Origin of the sequence: Micromonospora sp. Mcm103 (assembly GCF_024519755.1) — a bacterium.
GTDB lineage: Bacteria > Actinomycetota > Actinomycetes > Mycobacteriales > Micromonosporaceae > Micromonospora > Micromonospora aurantiaca.
Genome location: NZ_JALJRJ010000009.1, coordinates 1 through 18,948 on the forward strand (window position 1 = coordinate 1; position 18,948 = coordinate 18,948).

Below are 18,948 nucleotides of genomic sequence, written 5' to 3' on the forward strand. Positions count from 1 at the left end.
CTCGACGCACGACCTGACCGCCGCCCGCACCCACGGCATCATCGACGCCCTGACCGCCGCCGACGTGATGACCTTCGCGGACAAGGGCTATCAAGGTGCCCACAGCAGCGTGCGCACCCCGTTCAAGCGGCGCCGCTTCCGGCCGAAGCTGTCACGCCGGCAGAAGGCCGTCAACCGGGCCCACGCGAAGATCCGGGCTCGCGGCGAACGCGCGATCGCCACCCTCAAGACCTGGAAGATCCTGGTCAAGCTGCGCTGCTGCCCACACCGAGCAACCGCGATCGTGCGGGCCATCCTCGTCCTGCACCACGTCGAAACCGACCGCCACGCAGGATGAAAATGGCTCAAGGTAAACGCCGGATCACCCCCGCGTGCGCGGGGAGCAGGCGGCGACGATCTCCTGCGTCTGCGGCTGCGCCGGATCACCCCCGCGTGCGCGGGGAGCAGCGCACACCCCTTGAAACAGAGGACGCCTCATGGGGATCACCCCCGCGTGCGCGGGGAGCAGAAGACCCAGCCGTCCGTACGCAAGGTCGTCGACGGATCACCCCCGCGTGCGCGGGGAGCAGGTCAGCCATGATCGTCCCCTTGTGCGTAGGTAGGGATCACCCCCGCGTGCGCGGGGAGCAGGCTGCTCCCGCCCACCGACAGGTCTACGACGACGGATCACCCCCGCGTGTGCGGGGAGCAGGGGTTGCGGGGGCTGTAGCGGCCGCCGGCGTTGGGATCACCCCCGCGTGCGCGGGGAGCAGGACCTTCTGCGCGGCCATGCTGGCGATCGACCGGGATCACCCCCGCGTGCGCGGGGAGCAGACGCCACGGCGCGGCTCCTCTCCTGGTTGGTGGGGATCACCCCCGCGTGCGCGGGGAGCAGACACAGGACCGGCGGCCGCGCGGGGCACACGAGGGATCACCCCCGCGTGCGCGGGAGCAGCGGGCGCTGCCGTCGTCCGAGTACAACATGCTGGGATCACCCCCGCGTGCGCGGGGAGCAGATCTCCCCGGCCGGCGCCGCGGTCGGCAGCTTCGGATCACCCCCGCGTGCGCGGGGAGCAGCTGTCGGCTTTGCCCGCGACGGCGTTGGCCAGGGGATCACCCCCGCGTGCGCGGGGAGCAGGGGCAGTGCGGGAGCCGGAAGACCACGTACCGCGGATCACCCCCGCGTGCGCGGGGAGCAGGCCAGGCCCAGCGCGACCGTCGTGGTCACGAAGGGATCACCCCCGCGTGCGCGGGGAGCAGAAGCCACCGGGTCCCGTCATGCCGCCCCCCTACGGATCACCCCCGCGTGCGCGGGGAGCAGCTTCCCGTCCTGGCAGGCGAGCAGCAGCTCGTAGGATCACCCCCGCGTGCGCGGGGAGCAGTTCGTCGCCCTCGCCATCCTCGGCGGTCTGCTGGGATCACCCCCGCGTGCGCGGGGAGCAGGGGGCGACCTTGCTCACGGCGTCGGCGAGCAGCGGATCACCCCGCGTGCGCGGGGAGCAGCACTTATCGGTTACCGAGGTAGGCTGGTCGCCGGGATCACCCCCGCGTGCGCGGGGAGCAGCCGCTTCACGCCCGGGTCGGCGCGCCGGTCCTGGGATCACCCCCGCGTGCGCGGGGAGCAGACCAGCTCGATCAGTGAGGGCAACGCGGTGGTGGGATCACCCCCGCGTGCGCGGGGAGCAGACTACTTGACCTGGGGCGCTAAAGATCGACTTCGCGGTTTTCATTCACTATGGCCAGCAAGATCGTTCCCCTTGCTCTCGGTCTGGTGTCTAGCCAATACCCCTGGCGACCTCGATGAAAGCGTAGTGAATCAGTGCGACTTCGGCGAGCGCCATTGGCCGTCATCTGCTCGCCCAGATACTCGGTGGTGCCCGATTCCTACATGGAATCAAGAGCCTGCTGAGGTCGAAGATCCAGGATGTCCGGTAGGTCGCTCTCTCCAAGTGTCTGCCGCTGTAGAAGGAGTAGCAGGTCTTCCTGACGCGGCTGGCCGAACGCGAGCCGATATCTCACCAGGTCGGCCTTGAGTCGCGCGAACCGCGCCTGCTCGCGGCTGAGCGGATAGGGCAGGACGTGTCGTTCGATCTTCGCCGGTCCGGAAAACACCCAGTACGGCGCGAAATCACCCAGCTCTCCGGACTCTGCTCGAGCGGCGTCGTACAGGGCTCTCCAGACGTCCGGATCAGCCGAGCGCAGGGCATCGGCCCGGTGCGCGGCGGCGACGTTGCGCCGTACGGCATGCCCACCGAAGCGGTGTACACGTCCTTCACGCTGCTCGAAGTCGACGGGGTTGGCCGGGGTGTTCCAGTGCACGACAGCTGAGCACCACTGGTGGAAGTCGATGCCTTCTTGGCCGGCGCTGGTGGTGGCGACGACGAACGGCCAGAACGGGCTGTTGAAGGCAGCACGTACGACCATCTTGCGGTTGACCTGGGACTGCTCCTCGCCGCGGCCGCCGTAGCGTAGGGCGAACCGCCCGGGCAGCTTGATGGGCTGCTCCGGGTTGTGTGGGTCGAAGGCTTCGTACGTCGACTGTCGGCTGGCCATCGCCTGCCGTGCTTCGTCGGCGATCTTCCACAGTTCGCAGTCGTCGAGTGGGGTGTCCGAGGCTGTGCTGCGCAACGTGTGCAGGTGCTCGTCGAGGACGGCCTGTAGCCCGCCGGCCGCGCAGTACCGCAGCACTGCCTGCCAGTAGACCTTGCCCATCGCCACGTGGTCGAGTAGCTGTGCGGACTCCGGCCGGTTGAACAGGGAACGCAGACCACTGGCGAGGAGCGCGGCTGCACGCCAATGCCCCGCCGGTGTGACCTGGCTGCCGGGTTCGATCAGCCGGGACAACGCTCGCCAGGCGATGTTGCCAGGGCCGTGCAGGCTGATTGCCGTGATGCTGTCGATCAGCCCGTCCAGCTGGCTCTGCGTCGGGTAGCCAGCCTGTTTCGTCAGATCCCGCGCCCGGGCAACGTGTCGGTCCAGACCCGTTGCCGAATGCTCCTCGTCTGCCGACGAGCCAAGGGCGGCAGCAGCGTCGTCGACGGCTGGATCGGCGCCCGGCCATCGGAAGAGCAGCTCCCACGGCTCAGCCGGCGCTGGCAGGCCGGACCCTTCTTCGGCTGTGGCGTGAGCACGGAGCCGGTCCCGTACCGCAGATTCGAAGTCGTCCAGCAGCGCGAGGTCATCCGGTCGTTGCCGAGCCAGCGCCAGCGGATCGCACAGTGCCGCCAGAGTGGGATGGGGCCAGAAGAGCGCGAGGACGCTCATTGCCGCGGGGCGCTCGTGTTCGATGCGGTAGTCGAGGTGGCGATGCCCCTCTCCGGCCGTGCCCAGCCGGCGCTCGGCTTCGTAGCTGAGGAGGCCCGCTACCGCGGTCGGAGTGGCGTTCCAGGATGAGAACAGCAGCCGCTTGGTGATGCCCTCACGTGCTGCGGTAGCGAACGGCTCATCGAGAGCGTGGTAGGGCAGCGACGGTGGCAGCCAGAGGAGCTTCCACCACCCCCGGTCAACGGTGTCGGCGGCGAGCTGCCGTAGCCGGCCGTTGCCGAGATCGACGGGTTCACGTCGGCGGATCGTTTCGGCATCAAGCAGCTGGGCCATGCCCAACAGCGGTGGCACGTTCGAATCTGTCTGGTCCTTCAGCGCCGCGCGGACCTTGGCGCCGAGCTGGTAGCCGTCGAGGAAGTTCAGGAAGTACGGTGCGGACTTCCAGTACTCGACCGTCATGGGAGCCCCGACAGCCTTGGCAATCTTGCGCATGGTGACGTAACTACGTACGTCCTGCGGGTTGACGTCGTCGGCCAGGGTGACGTGTTCGCGCAGCATGTCGTGCTCGCCGAGGAGAGGTCGCTCCGTGCGGCACATGACCGTCAGCAGCAGGCGGCGCAGCCACTCGCGCAGGTCAGCGCAAGGTTCGCCGCGGACCAGAGCTTCCCGGTACGCCTCGAATGCCTTCGTCACGTCGGCGTGCCAGGATTCGTCGTCGCTGAGGAAGCGCAGGACCTGCCGGAAGTCGCTGTAGTGGTCCTCGCCGGTAGCGGCTTCTTCGGCGAAGGTGAACGGCTTGTACGGGGTGGCGGACAGTAGCAGCACCCGGGCATCCCGGTAGTCGAACAGGTGCTGGGCGAGTTCGGCGCCCTCGCCGCCGTTGTCATCGAGCAGCTCCCGGAAGCGCTGGAACTCGTCGAGGATGATCAGGTCGGGTTCGAGGACCTCGACGCCGGCGGTGGCCAGCGCCGTACGGAGGTCACCGGTGAGCTTGCGGGCGGTCTCCCGCAGAGCGGTTGGTAGCGCGGGACGTCGGCCGATGCCGTCCAGCAGTGCGTCAAACCTGTCGAGCAGGCCCCGTTGTCGGGCGCGGCGCAGGAACTCGTCAGCGATCGTGCGGTTGACCTTCCCGCCCAGCTCCTCCCGCAGCCGGACGCACTCGCGCTCGAAGCGTCCAGGTGTCGCGACGCCGGCCTGCAACGCCCGCAGCGCCGCCCGGGTCCGCCAGCCGTCCCATGAGCCTGCTTGCTCAAGCAGCAGGAACAGTAGGGCACGTTCCTCGGCCGTGCCGGTGCGCCAGCCCTGGTCGAAGGATGTGCCGGGGGTGAACGCGACCAGGTTGATCGGCTTGCCGACGGTAGCGGTCGCGGCATTGAGCTTGTCCGCGTGCTTGGCGAGCAGGGTGAGCCGGCTGGACAGCGTTACCGTCTCGTCCGGGGTGACCCGAAGCCGGTCGATGTTCTGGCGTGCTACATCCTGGTTGGAGCAGACGTAGATGACGTCGACCCGCTCGACGCTGTCGTCGTCCTGAAGACGCTGCAGGGTCTGTGCGATCACGCCTCGGGCGACCACGCTCTTGCCGAGACCGGTCTCGTCTGCGACCAGGAACCGGCGGGTCGGGTCGGCGCCGAAGTAGCGGTCGACGACATGCGCGACGGTGGTGCGCTGGAAATCCTTCAAGCCGGCCATGACCGGGCCGGCGTCGTACCGCTTCACGCGCGCACCTCCTCTGCCATCGCGTCTCGTGCCTCTGTGATGATCTTCCAGAGTTCGGCGAAGCCAGGTGGAAGCAGTTGCTTGCTGCTGCCGCTGGCCTCGATGCGGCTAACGAGCCGGGCCAGGTCGTCGAGTTGCTCCGGCCGGTCGACGAGAGCGTTGAGAAGCAGCTCGAAGATCCCGGTCCCGCCTGTACGCCAGGCGCCGGCTCCGCCGGCGCCGCCGCTCACCGCGGCGGCAGCTTCCGTGCCGAGGCCGAGCATCAGAAGCAGAAACCGCAGGAACTTCTCCGGCGTGTCGATCTGCTCGGCGATGACGTGGTCGAGCCGGTGCTCGGGATCGCCGACCAGGGTGGAGAGGACGACGGCTTGTTCGCGGCCGGTGCTGTCCTCCGCGGTGACGATGACGAACGGGGTGATGTCGACCAGCGTGAGCCCGGTGAACGCCGCGTCGACCGGCTGCCCCGCTGCGAGTGTGGTCGCCTCGCCCCGGCGGGTGTGCAGCTGCGCGGTGATCCGTACACCCGGCGCATCTGGCACGGCGTCTTCAGAAGTCAGCCGGATGCTGTAGCGGTCCGACTCGGACGTGACGGTAGCCAACAGCGGTACGGCCGCCAGGTCGCGGATTAGGTTTCGCAGCCGGTCAGCCTCGGGATCCGCATCGGCGCTGGTGTGACGCTCGTAGGGTTCGAGGATCTCGCGGAATGCTGCCTTGGGGCCGAGGAGGGCATCGATGCCCCACTGAGTGCGGCCACCAACCAGCTCCACCAGCAGCTCGACGTTGCCGTCGAACGCTGCGGCGGTCGCGTTGGCGGAGCCGAGGAGGACCCGGGCCTGGTGTCCCTTCTCCACCACGTACACCTTGGCGTGCAGTCCGGTGAGCACCTCCTGGCCCGACGGCGACTCCTCAGTCGGCAAGCCAGCCAACTCGTTGACCACCAAGGCCTCGGCGCCGGTCAGGCTCTCGTCGGGTAGGCAGTCGAGCGTCTCCTGGCGGCTCACGACCGCCAGCTTGCCGCTCGGCGCGCAGCGGTCGAGGCCGTCCGGCGTGCAGAACGGTGAGATGACCAGATGTCGTGTGCCGGCGAAGTCCACTCGGTGAGCACCAGGCACCCCCAGCGCGTGGAAGAACATCGCCGAGGCGTCCTCGGGGTACTCCCACTCGGCTCGACGCAGATCCTCGCCCAGCGCCTCGATTGCCGCCTGCCTATCCGCCGGCAACGGCGCGACTGCCAGCCGCATCGCGCGTTGCAGCAGGTCGAAGAGGGGCTTATTGCCCGCCACCCGGCGAGTGCCCGGATAGCCCTCCAACCGCAGGCACACGTCCCAGCTGCGGTCCTTGGTCAGGTTGCGGCTCAGCACCAGCAGGCGCAGTGACGTCTCACCGGTGGCCTCGTCCTCGAAGCGCAGAGCCCACAACTTCGGGTGGAACAGACGACCCGGCCTGGGCCGGCGGACCTGGTGCACCATCGGCTCGACGAATGCCAGCAGCGCCGACTTCGTCGGCGGCACCGCGATCTGTCCGGCCTGACAGAACACATCGATCCGGTCGGCACAGCGCCGTACACCCTCCATCACCGCGATCGGGTCCGTCGACTCGCGTAAGCCGTGCGCGGCGAAGGCCAGCGGGGCGATCAGCAGACTCTCCAGATCCAGGGTGAACGTCAACGCCACGGCGCGGGACATCCGCATACCCGGCGGCGGACGCAACGCGTCGAGCAGCAGAGAGCGAGTATCAGGCGCGAGCACCGGCAGCCTCCGGCAGGTCGGCGGCACAGCCGTCGTGGATGTCGATGAGGATCCGGCGCACCTGCGGCCACCGGTAGACCAAGGGCCTACTGCCGGAGGCACCACTCCACGTACGCAGCAGCTTGTCGTTGACCAACCGAGACTGCCCCTTCTTGACCGATCGTTCCCGCTCGGCCACCAGATTGCGCAAGCTCTCGTCCGTGACGGCGTCGTGCGCCGCTCCGCTCGTGACCGCGTCAAGCCAACGGTCAATGAACCGTCGGGCGGACGCGTTCGATGCGATTCGCGGGTTCTTTTCGATCAGCCGGATCCACATGGTCGATCGGTCCCAGCCCTTGAGGCCGTGCTCGGTCGACACACGCTGATTCCAGTCCACCAACAGGTCTCGGTAGCGGGCCGCCGGCGCCTCACGTTCGGTCAAGCCGGCGGCCTCGTACCGTTGGGCCACGAGGAGGTTGTACAGCAACGCCGCTCCGTGGATCGCCAGCGAGAACAGCGCGGCGTCCCGTACCACTGGACCGATCGGACCCGGCGCGGCTGCCACCGCCGGCTCCTCCCACAGCGCCTCACTGTCCCAACCGGGGCGATGCGCGGGCTCGAGCAGGTACGCCAGCAGCGTGTCCGGCACCGCGGCCAGGAGCCGCTCGCGCAGCCATCGCCCCTCTTCCGGCCGAAGCTTCAATCCACCCTCGACCTCATTCGGAAAGCCCTTCGGCGCGGCCGGCAACGTCGCGTGCCAGGCGCCGTGTACTCGCTCGGTCAGCTCATCCGCCTCGGCGGAGCCAACGCCGGACTGAAGACCCTGTGAGTTCTCATGGTCATCCTTGCGGATGCCGTATCGCAGCAGCGCGGCCGCGTAGATGGTCGACGGCAGTGTCCGTACCGCGACACCAGCCCGACGGCCGATCACGCCCTCTGTGTCGTCACCCTTCATCAGTGCGGAGATCACCTTCCGCTCGCTGCGGTCGACCTGTTTCGTGAGGCGGTCGCCGCGCCATCCCCGCCGCTCGGACTCCTGGTAACACCAGGGCACGATCAGCAGGTACCGCGCCCGAGTCTGCAGGACGGAGGTGCCGGGGAAGAGCAGGTCGCTGAACGCGTCGCGGACCTGGCCGATACCCAGCTCGTCCCGGCTCTCCGTGTCACTGAAGAGCTTGAGCAGCTCGCGCATCCGCTGCTGATCGTTGCGAGAGCTGTCCAGCCAGCTCAATCCTGAAGCCACGACTACCCTCCGTCTACGCTTCTGCCGCAGCGACAAGGCCACTCAGAGGGGACATCGGCAAGGCGATCCACCCCTCAGACCGTGCGGCGATTCGCTGCTCGTCATCCGGCGTTGTGGCCTTGCCGATCGCAGCTGCGCGGGCAGCCAACGACGCGATCACTGCGTCGAACGCGTCGTGGCTGCGCCGAGCCAACGCCTCGAAGGTGCCCAGCTCCAGCCAGGGCGCGGCAGCGCGCAGTGCAGTCACGAGGTCGGCATGCTGGACCTGTTGGCCTCGCCCCTTGTAGCCGCGGTGCGCCAAGCCCCAACAGCTCAGTGCCGCCGCCGGATACACCTCAACGACCCGGCCGCCGCCGCAGCGATCCACATCCTGACCGTCCGCGGCGAGCATCGACAGTAAGCCGGCGCAGCGGAAGGCAGCGTGCCCGATACGATCCGCGGCGACGCTGAGCGGGATGATTCCGGTCTGCTCGCGCACCACCTCGTCGGTGTGGCGATATGCCAAGCGGCGCCGCCATTGCCCGCCCTCGCCTTTGCTCGTGGCGATATGGCCAGCCTGGTGGGTCGTGACGAGTGCGACGAAGGGTGCCGGCCATCCGAATGGACAGTCGAGCCCGGTCTTTTCCGCGCGGCGGCTTGCCTCAACGATCTGAGCGTCGCTGACCCCGAGGGCCAGGTCGCGCACTACTGCTCGGTCTGGCAGCCATTCAACTGCGGCCATCGCCGTGCGCTTGTCTGCGGCTGCGAGGTCAACGCCGACGGTTAGCACCGCACCACTCTAGGTACCGCCGAGCTCGACGGCCATGATCCGATCGACGGTCGTTGTCAGACGTTCAGGCGCGAAGCAGCGCCGTTTCTCCTGCGCTCACTGGATCATCGGGACTGGGTGCCTTGACGACGGAGATTGCATCGCGACGGAGCGAAGCCCGTTTGGTCACTTCCTTGGATCATCTCCACCTGCGCGGGGAACGGCTTGCGCGAGCCGGGCCGATACCGGCTCGCCGGCCATATCAGCCCCGCGTGCTGGGAGCAGGACGAGACGATCGGCCGGCGGTACGGCTTCAACGGATCACACCCGCGTGCGCGGGGAGCAGGTGACCGCCGCGAACGTCACCACCGCTGAGGCGGGATCACCCTCCGCGTGCGCAGGGAGCAGGGGTAGGGCCGCGGAGTCGGCGGCGCCGCCGCGGGATCACCCCCGCCTGCGCGGGGAGCAGTTGCCCTTGCCCCAGTTGCCGGTAGCCCGGGTGGGATCACCCCTGCGTGCGCGGGGAGCAGACGACAGCGTGGCGGACCATCTCGGCGGTGAGCGGATCACCCTCGCGTGCGCGGGGAGCAGAGATCCGCGACACCGGCCTGCAGGGCATCAAGGGGATCACCCCCGCGTGCGCGGGGAGCAGGCCCCGATCCACCCGATGGGCAAGCGGGGCACGGGATCACCCCCGCGTGCGCGGGGAGCAGCTCGGGAAGCTCGACGGCCCGCCCGACGCGCTGGGATCACCCCGCGTGCGCGGGGAGCAGGGTCGGCCTAGCGGTGACCATTCGCTTATCGACGGATCACCCCCGCGTGCGCGGGGAGCAGCGGCCCATCAACACCGTCCTGTTCGAGCGGAACGGATCACCCCCACGTGCGCGGGGAGCAGGACGGCGAGCCTGACGCCCTGCAGTACGACCGGGGATCACCCCCGCGTGCGCGGGGAGCAGCCCTTGACCCGGTCGAACCTGCCCTGAATGCCGGGATCACCCCCGCCTGCGCGGGGAGCAGGATGACGGGCGCGTGTTCGGTCACGCGGCCGTGGGATCACCCCCGCGTGCGCGGGGAGCAGTAGCTGGCCACGGCCAGCATCGCGTCGGCGCACGGATCACCCCCGCGTGCGCGGGGAGCAGGGACGCTGCCGGTTGGGGTTGAGCGCGGCGACGGGATCACCCCCGCGTGCGCGGGGAGCAGCAGGACCGGCTCGCGAAGGACACCCTGCCGACGGGATCACCCCCGCGTGCGCGGGGAGCAGCGGACCGTGCGCCGGCCTACCGGTCCGGCAGTGGGATCACCCCCGCGTGCGCGGGGAGCAGACCGAGGAGAACATCGCCTTCCACCGGACGGCGGGATCACCCCCGCGTGCGCGGGGAGCAGGCTGAGGCTGAGTGGGGCCGGCGCATCGAGCGGGGATCACCCCCGCGTGCGCGGGGAGCAGGCGGTGGGCGGGGGCGGTCTATGCGGGGCCCGGGGATCACCCCCGCGTGCGCGGGGAGCAGTTGAACCCGCCGGGCTGATGCTTGGCCGTCTCCGGATCACCCCCGCGTGCGCGGGGAGCAGTTCGTCGGCTTGCCCGCCGGGGTCACCAGCAGGGGATCACCCCCGCGTGCGCGGGGAGCAGGTAGACCCGGCGACCGCAGATCCACAACTCGCCGGATCACCCCCGCGTGCGCGGGGAGCAGGTCGGGGCGTGTCGCCGTTCCCATCGATGCAAGGGATCACCCCCGCGTGCGCGGGGAGCAGATGAGCAGCGCCGACCTCACCGAGGACATTCCGGGATCACCCCCGCGTGCGCGGGGAGCAGTGCCATGCGTGCGGGCTGCCGGGCGGTGAGGACGGATCACCCCCGCGTGCGCGGGGAGCAGTGGTCCGAGTAGAACCGGATAACCGCGCCGGGCGGATCACCCCCGCGTGCGCGGGGAGCAGTAGCTCGACGGTTTCGACGGGCCGGGAGACGACGGATCACCCCCGCGTGCGCGGGGAGCAGTCCGCCGGCGGCGAGTTTCTCCAGGTCGCCGGGGGATCACCCCCGCGTGCGCGGGGAGCAGGTCAGGGGTTACACGTTCTCGGCGTCGCACAAGGGATCACCCCCGCGTGCGCGGGGAGCAGGGCACCCGGGACCGCGAGGGCGGCCTGCGGACGGGATCACCCCCGCGTGCGCGGGGAGCAGATCCCGCCGTCGCGCGGCACCTCGGCAGCCAACGGATCACCCCCGCGTGCGCGGGGAGCAGATTACCGCCTACTCGGGCACGGTGAACAGCGTGGGATCACCCCCGCGTGCGCGGGGAGCAGATCTCCGCCCGCGGTGGGGTGCAAGCCCTGGCCGACGAGGGATCACCCCCGCGTGCGCGGGGAGCAGGGTTCGGGCGTGCGCCCACGGGTGGAAGCACTCGGGATCACCCCCGCGTGCGCGGGGAGCAGCTCGCAGTCCGGTTCCAACGCGCGGGCGCGCAGGGATCACCCCCGCGTGCGCGGGGAGCAGGATGTCCGACGGGCCCGGCCGCGCCGAAAGCTGGGATCACCCCCGCGTGCGCGGGGAGCAGCTGGACCAGGGCCTCCCACTGGCCGTCGTTGGACGGATCACCCCCGCGTGCGCGGGGAGCAGAACCGGGCCGTCCTCTTGATGTCAGCCAGCCAGGGATCACCCCCGCGTGCGCGGGGAGCAGGATCTACCCCTGACATGGAACAACCCCGGAGGGGGATCACCCCCGCGTGCGCGGGGAGCAGCCGCCTACCTGGCCGGGGCCAGCGAATACGGACGGATCACCCCCGCGTGCGCGGGGAGCAGTGCGGGTCCGGGATGCCGAGTCGTGCGCCCACGGGATCACCCCCGCGTGCGCGGGGAGCAGACTTCCTGACCTGCAACGCTAAAGATCGACTTCTTGGTTTTCATTCACTACGATCCGCAAGATCGTCTCCTTCGGCGGCGGTCTACGTAGTGGGTTGAGAGTCCCGGCTAAAGCATAGTTTGTGAGGCTGAAGGCGAAACTTGCTTCCGTCGAGTTGGTGAACGATGCGGCAAGATCGGACGGCGCACGCAGGGGACACCTCGCTGTGAACGCCGCTGAGCGCTCGTCGGGGCGCCCAACTGTCCATGTCGCGCGTTCCCCGGCTGGCCCAGGAAGGACGCTTCCTGCCTGTCTAGGAAGCTAACCGAACGTGTGATCAGCGATGGGCCCAAGACGCCAGCGCAGATCCGGCCCGACCAGCTGACAACGTCAGGCAACTGCAGGAGCACCTGCTTGCTTGTGGCGCTCAGTCTTGATGCGTCGCCGGGCATGCCACGTCAAGCGTTACCGCTCCCCCTCTGATCGGCCATGAGAGGTAGCGGCGCGGCTACCGACAAGCGGCAGGGTCTAGGGCTGACGTCCGGGTGTGCCGATGCCGATCGCAGAGGAGAACCCTGCGACGTCTGACCAAGTGCTGCTGATGGAGGTGTCGTGTGTCGCGTGAAGTGGGCCATGCAGCCGGATTGGCGGGAACGGTCGGTAGGGAGGATCAGCCCCGAGCCGACGGCCGCCTCAGCCTTGCGCCGCGCGGGCTGCCGCTGCCGAGCCTCGCCCAGGGCGTGAAGCCTCAGGCGGCACTCTGCGCAGTCACTTCGGTTGACGTGAGCGGTCGCCTGGCCGACCGAAGGCCGCTACAAGCGCTCGGATGGTTCGCCGGCCGCACTATTGAAGTCATCGCCCGAAACAAATCGATCACGGTAACCGCGCGGCACGGCGGCCTGTGCACGATCGGCAGGCAAGGCCACCTGGTTTTGCCATCCCAGGTGCGCCGAAGCTGCGGCGTCGAACCGGGCCACCGTCTTCTGGTGCTGGCGTACCCGGACCGTTCCTTGCTGGTGGCCTACACCATGAGCGCCTTGGAGCTGATCCTGTCGCGATACGCCGAAGAAAACGAGGTGGCGTGATGGGAACCGCGTTCGACGGGGGAGACGAACTGACCGCAGCTCGGTTCCTCCTGGCTCGGTTGGGCGTAACGCCGGAGCAGCTCTTGACGGCGCCGAACACACGTCGTGCCGTTCCCACCTTCGGCGAGTACATCGACCGTGTTTCTGAGGCAGTCACGGCAGGCACAAGGCGCGTCTACGGCACCTACTGGAAGCGGGTGCGGGAGGACTGGGGTAGCCGGCGCTTGGACGACCCGACCCCGCTGGAGATCAGGCAGTTCGCTGAGCGAATGAAGGAGCAGTTGGTCGCACGACGGAACTCCCGCGGTGGGCGGACAGCAGCTGAGCACCTGATCGCCTCACTTAGATGCCTCTACAGCTACGCCGAAGCGGACGGGCTCATCACTGAGTCCAGCAATCCGGCGAAGCGGGTGCCGAAGCCCCGACGTCTGGCCAGCACGAGACGAGCGCTGTCCGAGCGACAGCTCGCGTCAATCAGCGAGGTCGCTGCCACCACCGGGAATGACCCTGAGCTCGACGCTCTCATCCTGCGACTCCATCTCGAGACCGCATGCAGGAGGGGCGGAGGACTCGCGCTGCGCCGCATCGACGTCGACACGGAGCAGTGCATGGTCCAGCTGCGCGAGAAGGGCGAAACCGTACGGTGGCAGCCCGTCTCTCCTACGTTGGCGCGCCAACTCGCGCATCACTTCGAGGACCGAGGTGGCGCTGCGCCTACTGAACGCTTGCTTCGGTATCGCAACGGTCGGCCGATCACGAGCCGGCGCCACGACTACCTGTGGCAGCGCCTCGGAAAGCACTTGCCCTGGGTGGCTACCCAGCAGATCAGCTCTCACTGGCTACGCCATACGACTCTGACCTGGGTGGAGCGGAACTTCGGATACGCGGTAGCGCGAGCGTTCGCAGGTCATAACGGCAGGTCTGACGCCGGTACGACCAGCACCTATGTGCGCGCAGACGTGTACGAGATCGCTCAAGCGCTGGCAGCGCTGACCGGCGAGCCTCATCCACTGGTGCCGACATCGACCGCACTGTCGATCGCTCCAAGGAAGGTCTCGTAACTCGTTGGCCGAGTCCATCCGTGCCAGCTCCAGACCCGTTATGGCGGGCTGCGGCTGAGCGGCCGACGATGACGTGACGGGGCCGCCAGGGTGCCAGAACAGAGCGCGACGACGGCGGGGGAGCAAGGCTGATCACTCGGAACCCAGAAGCTCGACAGCACCGGTCGTAGGCGGTGTACTACTTGTCATTCACCGCTGGAGCCGCCGAAACGAGCATCGCCAGAGTCAGACTCAGCAAGGATCTTCGTAGCGCCGGCTCGATCCTGCGCTCCGGCCCGGACCCTGGTGGTGAGCATGCGGCGCGTAAGCGCTGTCTCGAGATGGCGGGGCCCGAGAACGCGCAGCATGTCCTGAACCACCTCTTGGAGATCGCCCACTACTTCGAAGCTTCCGCCGGCTCGATCCTGCCAACAGATGACTTCGCGGCGAGTAACCAGGGTATCGGGATGATCGGGCCCGAGGACCCGGATCTGGTCGCGGAGCAGTTCCGCCAGATCGGTGGAGGCGCCAGCAGGATCCCCGGCCATGCCGCGGCAGCAGGCGAGGCGGAGCCGGTTGGTGAGGGTGTGCGGGTGGTCCGGTCCGAAGATCCGCAACCGGTCCTTGAGCACTTCGGCGAGGGCGCTCGTCGCTTCAGACAGCTCTCCGGCGTGACTCCTGAAGTAGGCGAGATTCTCGCGGGTGCCCAGCGTGTCGATATGGCCTGGGCCCAGAACGCGCCGCACGTCTGGCAACAGCCGCGAGAAGCCGTCGATGGCTCCTCCGATGTCCCCACTCAAGCCTTGGAAGCGAGCAAGGTTGCTGCGGGCGATCAACGTCTGGGGATTGTCAGAGCCGAGGACCCGGACGAAGTCAGCGAGCAGCTCGGCGAAGGCTTGAACGGCCCCGACGGTGTCTCCGGTCTGACCGCGTTGGTAGGCGAGGTTGTTGCGGGTAGTCAGGGTCTGCGAATGGTCCTCGCCGAGAAGCCGCGACTGGTCGGCGAGGAGCTCACTGAAGTCGTTCGCAGCGCCCGTCGCGTCTCCCGCTGCGCCCCGCCAAACGGCCAAGTTGTTGCGGGTTACGAGGGTGAGTGGATCGTCAGGGCCAAGCACTCGGAGTTGGTCGGAGAGCAGGGTCACGAGAGCGTCGGCGGCGCCGGCCACATCGCCGGCCCGGCCCAACCAGCGGGCCGCCTCGCGACGTGCCTCCAGGGTGTCAAGGTGATCGCGGCCGAGGTGATCGCTGGCGAGCTTGGAGAGGCTCCGAAAGTATTCGGTGGCTGCAGCAACAAGTCCCGTGCCGCCGAGGCTGATGCCTGCCCTTACGAGTACAGGGTGGACGCGAGAGGTGTGAAGCAGGCTGTCCGTCTGGTGGTGCAGGACCGTGACGTTGGCGCGCAGCGCGGCGGTGGTGTCACTTTCGCATTCCGAATCCGGCCATGTTTGAAGCAGCGCGTCCGCTGCGGCGATGCCGGCTCCCTGAAGACGGCTCGCGTCAACGTTGTCGCGGGCAGCACGTTGAACCAGGGCGTGCATCCTGATCAGGCCGGCAGCGACGTCAAGCTCAACGAGGTGGTAGCGGTGCAGATTTTGCAGCGTCCGCCTGACCTGGTGGGACGTCACCATCTCGCTACGAGCGGCAGCACTGGTCAGATGGGCAAGGGTCGCGCCGCTAACGAATAGATCTATGGGCATGGCGTGGGAATCGAGGAGCGCAGCCAGTTGCAGGACCGGCGTGGCAAGTCCAGCCGGCTCAAGACGGTCGACGGCTTCGATGGACAGCGACCACGTTGCATCGAGCCGGGCGGCATGCTCGTCTGGTAGCGCCGTAGGGTCGGGCAGAAGCTCATGCAAGCGAATGCGTCTATCGGCGAGTTCGTGTCGGTAACTGACGCAGGTGAGTCGCCGTTCTCGAATGTAGGCGGCGGCCTGCGCCAGGGCGATTGGCAGGTAGCCGAGGTCAGCCGCAAGCTCTGCTGCACCCTCCTGGCGCCCGGGGTCTACGACCGCGCTGTGCAGATATGCGATCGCCTCCTCGGGGTGGAAAAGACCGACCTGGGTCACCGCGCGTGTGTCACTGGTCCAGACGTCATCACGGACCCGGCTGGTGACCACCGTATGGCCGCTGGCGGACATCGGCGGCCACCAACCGGTGGCGTCGGCCGGATTGTCGAGGTTGTCCAGCACGATCAGCCATCGCTTGTCGGTATGCGCCAACCACGACAACAACCGGGTTGCCCCGTCAGTGGGGGCGTCCCCGGATTCAGCAAGGCCGACGACGCGCGCGGCTTCGGCGTATCGCGTCACGATCGCATCCTGATTTGCCGCCACCACCCACACGAGCAGATCCAGCCGCCGGCGCTCGACCAGATGACGAACGAGTTGGGCAGCCAATTGGGTCTTACCCACCCCGCCCATGCCCGCCAGGATCTGCACTCCCATGCCCGGCTTCGGCTTCGCCATCGCCTGCAGGTCGAAGCATTCGCGGCGATCCTGCAGCCAGGACGCCGCCGGCGGCACCCGCCCGACCTGTACGAGCTTCTTGAGCATTGGTTGCGGTCGGGCTGCAGGGCGATCGGCGCGCAACGCCAAGACAGCGGCCGCCGCGCTGACCGCGCCCAACGCAGCGCTGACGATCCCAGCTACCCATCCGGCCTGCTCCACCGCCACCCAGCCGGGATGCTGCTGTAGCCAGCTTGAAGCTGACCACCAGACGATCACGGCCAGCAGTGCCACGACGGTCAGTGTCGTCACCAGGGCCCGGCGCCTCCGGCGCCAGACTCTCTGCAGACCGAAACCAGGAGCCATCCCACCATCATCGTGGGTCGATGCGATGGGACAGTAAGTGCAGGTCGCGACTGGTAGGTTTGCTGCATGAGCACCTATTCGGTGCATGGATGCGGCTCGTGGGGGTTCAAGTCCCCCCTCGGACACCAACTGAATCCCAACGGTGCGCGGCAAGGTCAACACTTGCCCGCACCGTCTGCGTTTCCGGGTCGTACGACAGGTGCAGCCCGAGGCTGCGGTAGACCTCCAGTTTGTGTTCCGGCTGTGCGTTCCGTAGGGCGGCCACAAGGTCTCCGAGTTCCTCGACGACAGCGATGATCTGCTCCTCGCTGTAGCGGGCAGGGACGTTGGTCTTCTCTTCGACTGGCATGTGCTGGTGCCGTTCGGCGTGTTCGCGTTCTGCTTGGGTCTCGGCGATCCAGCCGGCAACGACGCCTGGGTCGGCGCCGGCGTCGAGTGCCGCCCGGTAGCGGGCCAGCTTGGCGTCGCACTCGGCGATTGTGGTTCCTTCGAGCGCCGTCGGGGCGGCGGTGGGCGTGCCGGTGTGGGCCTGGTCGAGGAGTGTGGTGATGGTGTTCCGCCGGTGCAGTGGCCCGAAGCCTTGTATGAGCCAGGTGTCCAGCGGTGTGATCAGCACGTCTTCCCGCATGATCACATTTCGGGGGTGGTCGACTCTGTTGGCGAGGGCGTACTCCTGGGGGAAGCGGCAGCGGTAGTAGGCGACGCCGTGGGAGTGCTGGCCTTGCATCTTGCGGCCGCAGATGCCGCAGTGGACCAGGCTCTTGAAGACGTAGGGGTGGCGGGATCGGTGTGCCCGTTTCGGTGAGGTGGCGGTGCGGGCCCGAAGGCCGAGCATGTCCTGAACGCGGTCGAAGTCTGCCTGCTCGACCAGGGGCTCGTGGACCAGTTCGTTGGAGGTGACCCAGCGGTCGCGCTGGTTCCACCGCATGACCGGGGTATGGCCGAGGGCGACGTCGTCGACGTCGAGCAGCACTTCGTCGGTGCGTTGCTTGTTCCAGACCTGGCGGCCGGTGTAACGGGGGTTGGTCAGGATCGTCCGTACGGCGGTCTTGGACCAGGCGAGCCCGTCTCGGTGGGGGTTGCGGGCACGGTCGTACGCGGAGGGGCAGAGGATGTCGTCGCGGGTGAGCGCCTCGGCGATGGCGAACATTCCGTATCCGGCCAGGTACATGCCGAAGATGCGCTGGACGACGGGTGCGGTCTGCGGGTCGGGGGTCAGGCCGCGGAGGCGTTTGCCGTCGGCGGCCTTTGCCGGGTTCGGGTGCGGTCCGAGGTCCTTGAGCGTGTAGCCGTACGGTGGCCGTCCGCCGAGGAATCGGCCCTCCAGTTGAGTCTGGGAGGCCATGGCGGTGCGGACCCGGACCTTCACCCGGTTCCGCTCGCCCTTGCTCATGCCGCCGAAGACGGACATGACCAGGTCATGCGCCTCGTTGTCCGGATCGATCAACCCGCCGACCTCCGGCACCCACAACTGGACGCCGTAGTGCGTGAACAGCGGCATGGTCAGACCGAACTGGTTGCCGTAGAAGGCGCGGTGCGGCTCACCGATGACGACAGCGGTGAAGCCGCGCTGAGGGTTGCGCAGGGCAGCGAGCAGCCGGCTGGCTTCCGGACGACGTTGCCACGGCAAGGACCGGCTGTGACCAACATCGAAGAACTCCTCGTTGATCACGCCGCCCCGAGGGGTGATCAACGTCCGGGCGAGTGATAGTTGCCAGCGTCGGGACGACTCCGGATCCTGGTTGTCCTCGGTGGAGACCCGGCCGTAGAAGGCGAAGGAGAGCGTCGGGGCTTCGAAGCTCATCTTCGTGAGGTCTCGTCTCAGGCGGTCATGGTCAACGGTCATGTTTCCTCCGGGAGGTCTTCAACAGCGGCACAGTGGGCACGGTGCACCTCGACGAGGAGCCGTAGGAGGGCGCGCGCGGCGGCCGGCCCGAATTGTGGCGGTTCCAGGGGTGCGACTACCTGAATTCCAGCGGACGATGCCACATCGGTGACATCCGGACCGCAATTCATATTGTAGTCCTGTTCTGGCTGTTCCGAAAATTCTGACCGCGATTTCGGCATGCTGTTTCCCCCACTGGGTTGGCATTGCTTTCTTGTGGCGCTCAGGGGTGTCCATGACGTGGTTCTCCTTCCTGTTGGGGTGACCCGTGGTTCATGTCGCTGAAATTGCGTCACGGCGTCGATAGCCGCTCGATTGCTCCCTGGAGCAGGGCAAAGTGAGCGCCCCGAGGCGCGGTGATTTGCTCGTCCGGCAAGGGTTCGAGGCGTCCGCGAGTAATTCAGAGCTGCAGTGGGTTCAGGAACAGCGATATGCCGTCGAGTCCTACTCGACGGCATATCGCTGTTCCTAGTTCCTAGCGGTCGATGTTCCCAGGAACCTATTTATCTTGTCTGCGGCTGAGCTTGTAGGCTTTCAGGACTCGCAGTGCTCGTTGGCACTCAAAGCCAGCAGCGGCATCGTTGAACGGGCATCGGTGGGGTCGCCGACTCGAATCG

Annotated in this window: 9 protein-coding genes and 3 CRISPR repeat arrays; of the genes, 3 read left to right on the top strand and 6 right to left on the bottom strand. The window is 67.9% G+C overall.

Features of this window, described 5'->3' with window-relative positions:
• A partial coding sequence (locus tag OC439_RS13320) for a transposase family protein (RefSeq protein ID WP_315985930.1) occupies nt 1-337 on the top strand: 337 nt, incomplete at its 5' end.
• 21 nt (nt 338-358) lie between these two features.
• Nucleotides 359-875: direct repeats of the CRISPR family, unit length 28 nt; unit sequence GGATCACCCCCGCGTGCGCGGGGAGCAG.
• A 92-nt stretch (nt 876-967) separates the two neighbouring features.
• Nucleotides 968-1,423: direct repeats of the CRISPR family, unit length 28 nt; unit sequence GGATCACCCCCGCGTGCGCGGGGAGCAG.
• Nucleotides 1,424-1,863: 440 nt separating this feature from the next.
• On the opposite strand, the gene OC439_RS13325 is transcribed toward OC439_RS13320, so the two are convergent.
• The 4 genes from OC439_RS13325 to OC439_RS13340 all read right to left on the bottom strand — a co-directional run bounded on the left by OC439_RS13325 (nt 1,864) and on the right by OC439_RS13340 (nt 8,698).
• Nucleotides 1,864-4,959: a C-terminal helicase domain-containing protein gene (locus tag OC439_RS13325; protein ID WP_262013664.1), complete on the bottom strand. Its 3,096-nt coding sequence runs from the start codon at nt 4,957-4,959 to the stop codon at nt 1,864-1,866.
• Nucleotides 4,956-6,632 carry a phospholipase D family protein gene (locus OC439_RS13330; protein ID WP_262013665.1) on the bottom strand — a complete coding sequence of 559 codons (1,677 nt, stop codon included), beginning with the start codon at nt 6,630-6,632 and terminating at the stop codon, nt 4,956-4,958. Before OC439_RS13330 ends, OC439_RS13325 begins: the two co-directional genes overlap by 4 nt.
• Nucleotides 6,633-6,693: 61 nt before the next feature.
• Nucleotides 6,694-7,929 (bottom strand): DUF6361 family protein, encoded by a 1,236-nt coding sequence (locus tag OC439_RS13335; RefSeq protein ID WP_262013666.1) that lies wholly within the window; start codon nt 7,927-7,929, stop codon nt 6,694-6,696.
• Nucleotides 7,930-7,942: 13 nt separating this feature from the next.
• Nucleotides 7,943-8,698, bottom strand: a complete 756-nt coding sequence (locus tag OC439_RS13340) for a DUF429 domain-containing protein (RefSeq protein WP_262013667.1) — start codon at nt 8,696-8,698, stop codon at nt 7,943-7,945.
• Between the two features lie 420 nt (nt 8,699-9,118).
• A CRISPR array of direct repeats spans nt 9,119-11,532; the repeat unit is 28 nt; unit sequence GGATCACCCCCGCGTGCGCGGGGAGCAG.
• Nucleotides 11,533-12,125: 593 nt separating this feature from the next.
• On the opposite strand from OC439_RS13340, the gene OC439_RS13345 reads away from it, so the two are divergent.
• The gene (locus OC439_RS13345) at nt 12,126-12,596 is read left to right on the top strand and encodes an AbrB/MazE/SpoVT family DNA-binding domain-containing protein (RefSeq protein ID WP_262013668.1); all 471 of its coding nucleotides are present in this window, start codon (nt 12,126-12,128) and stop codon (nt 12,594-12,596) included.
• On the top strand, nt 12,596-13,657 hold the full coding sequence (locus OC439_RS13350) for a tyrosine-type recombinase/integrase (protein WP_262013669.1): 1,062 nt from the start codon (nt 12,596-12,598) through the stop codon (nt 13,655-13,657). Before OC439_RS13345 ends, OC439_RS13350 begins: the two co-directional genes overlap by 1 nt.
• 185 nt (nt 13,658-13,842) lie before the next feature.
• Here OC439_RS13350 and fxsT read toward each other — a convergent pair whose 3' ends face one another.
• Nucleotides 13,843-16,374, bottom strand: coding sequence for an FxSxx-COOH system tetratricopeptide repeat protein (gene fxsT, locus OC439_RS13355; RefSeq protein WP_262013670.1), 2,532 nt, complete (start codon nt 16,372-16,374; stop codon nt 13,843-13,845).
• A 178-nt stretch (nt 16,375-16,552) separates the two neighbouring features.
• Complete coding sequence (locus tag OC439_RS13360) at nt 16,553-18,292, bottom strand: recombinase family protein (protein WP_262013671.1); 1,740 nt, start codon at nt 18,290-18,292, stop codon at nt 16,553-16,555.
• Nucleotides 18,293-18,948: the final 656 nt, after the last annotated feature.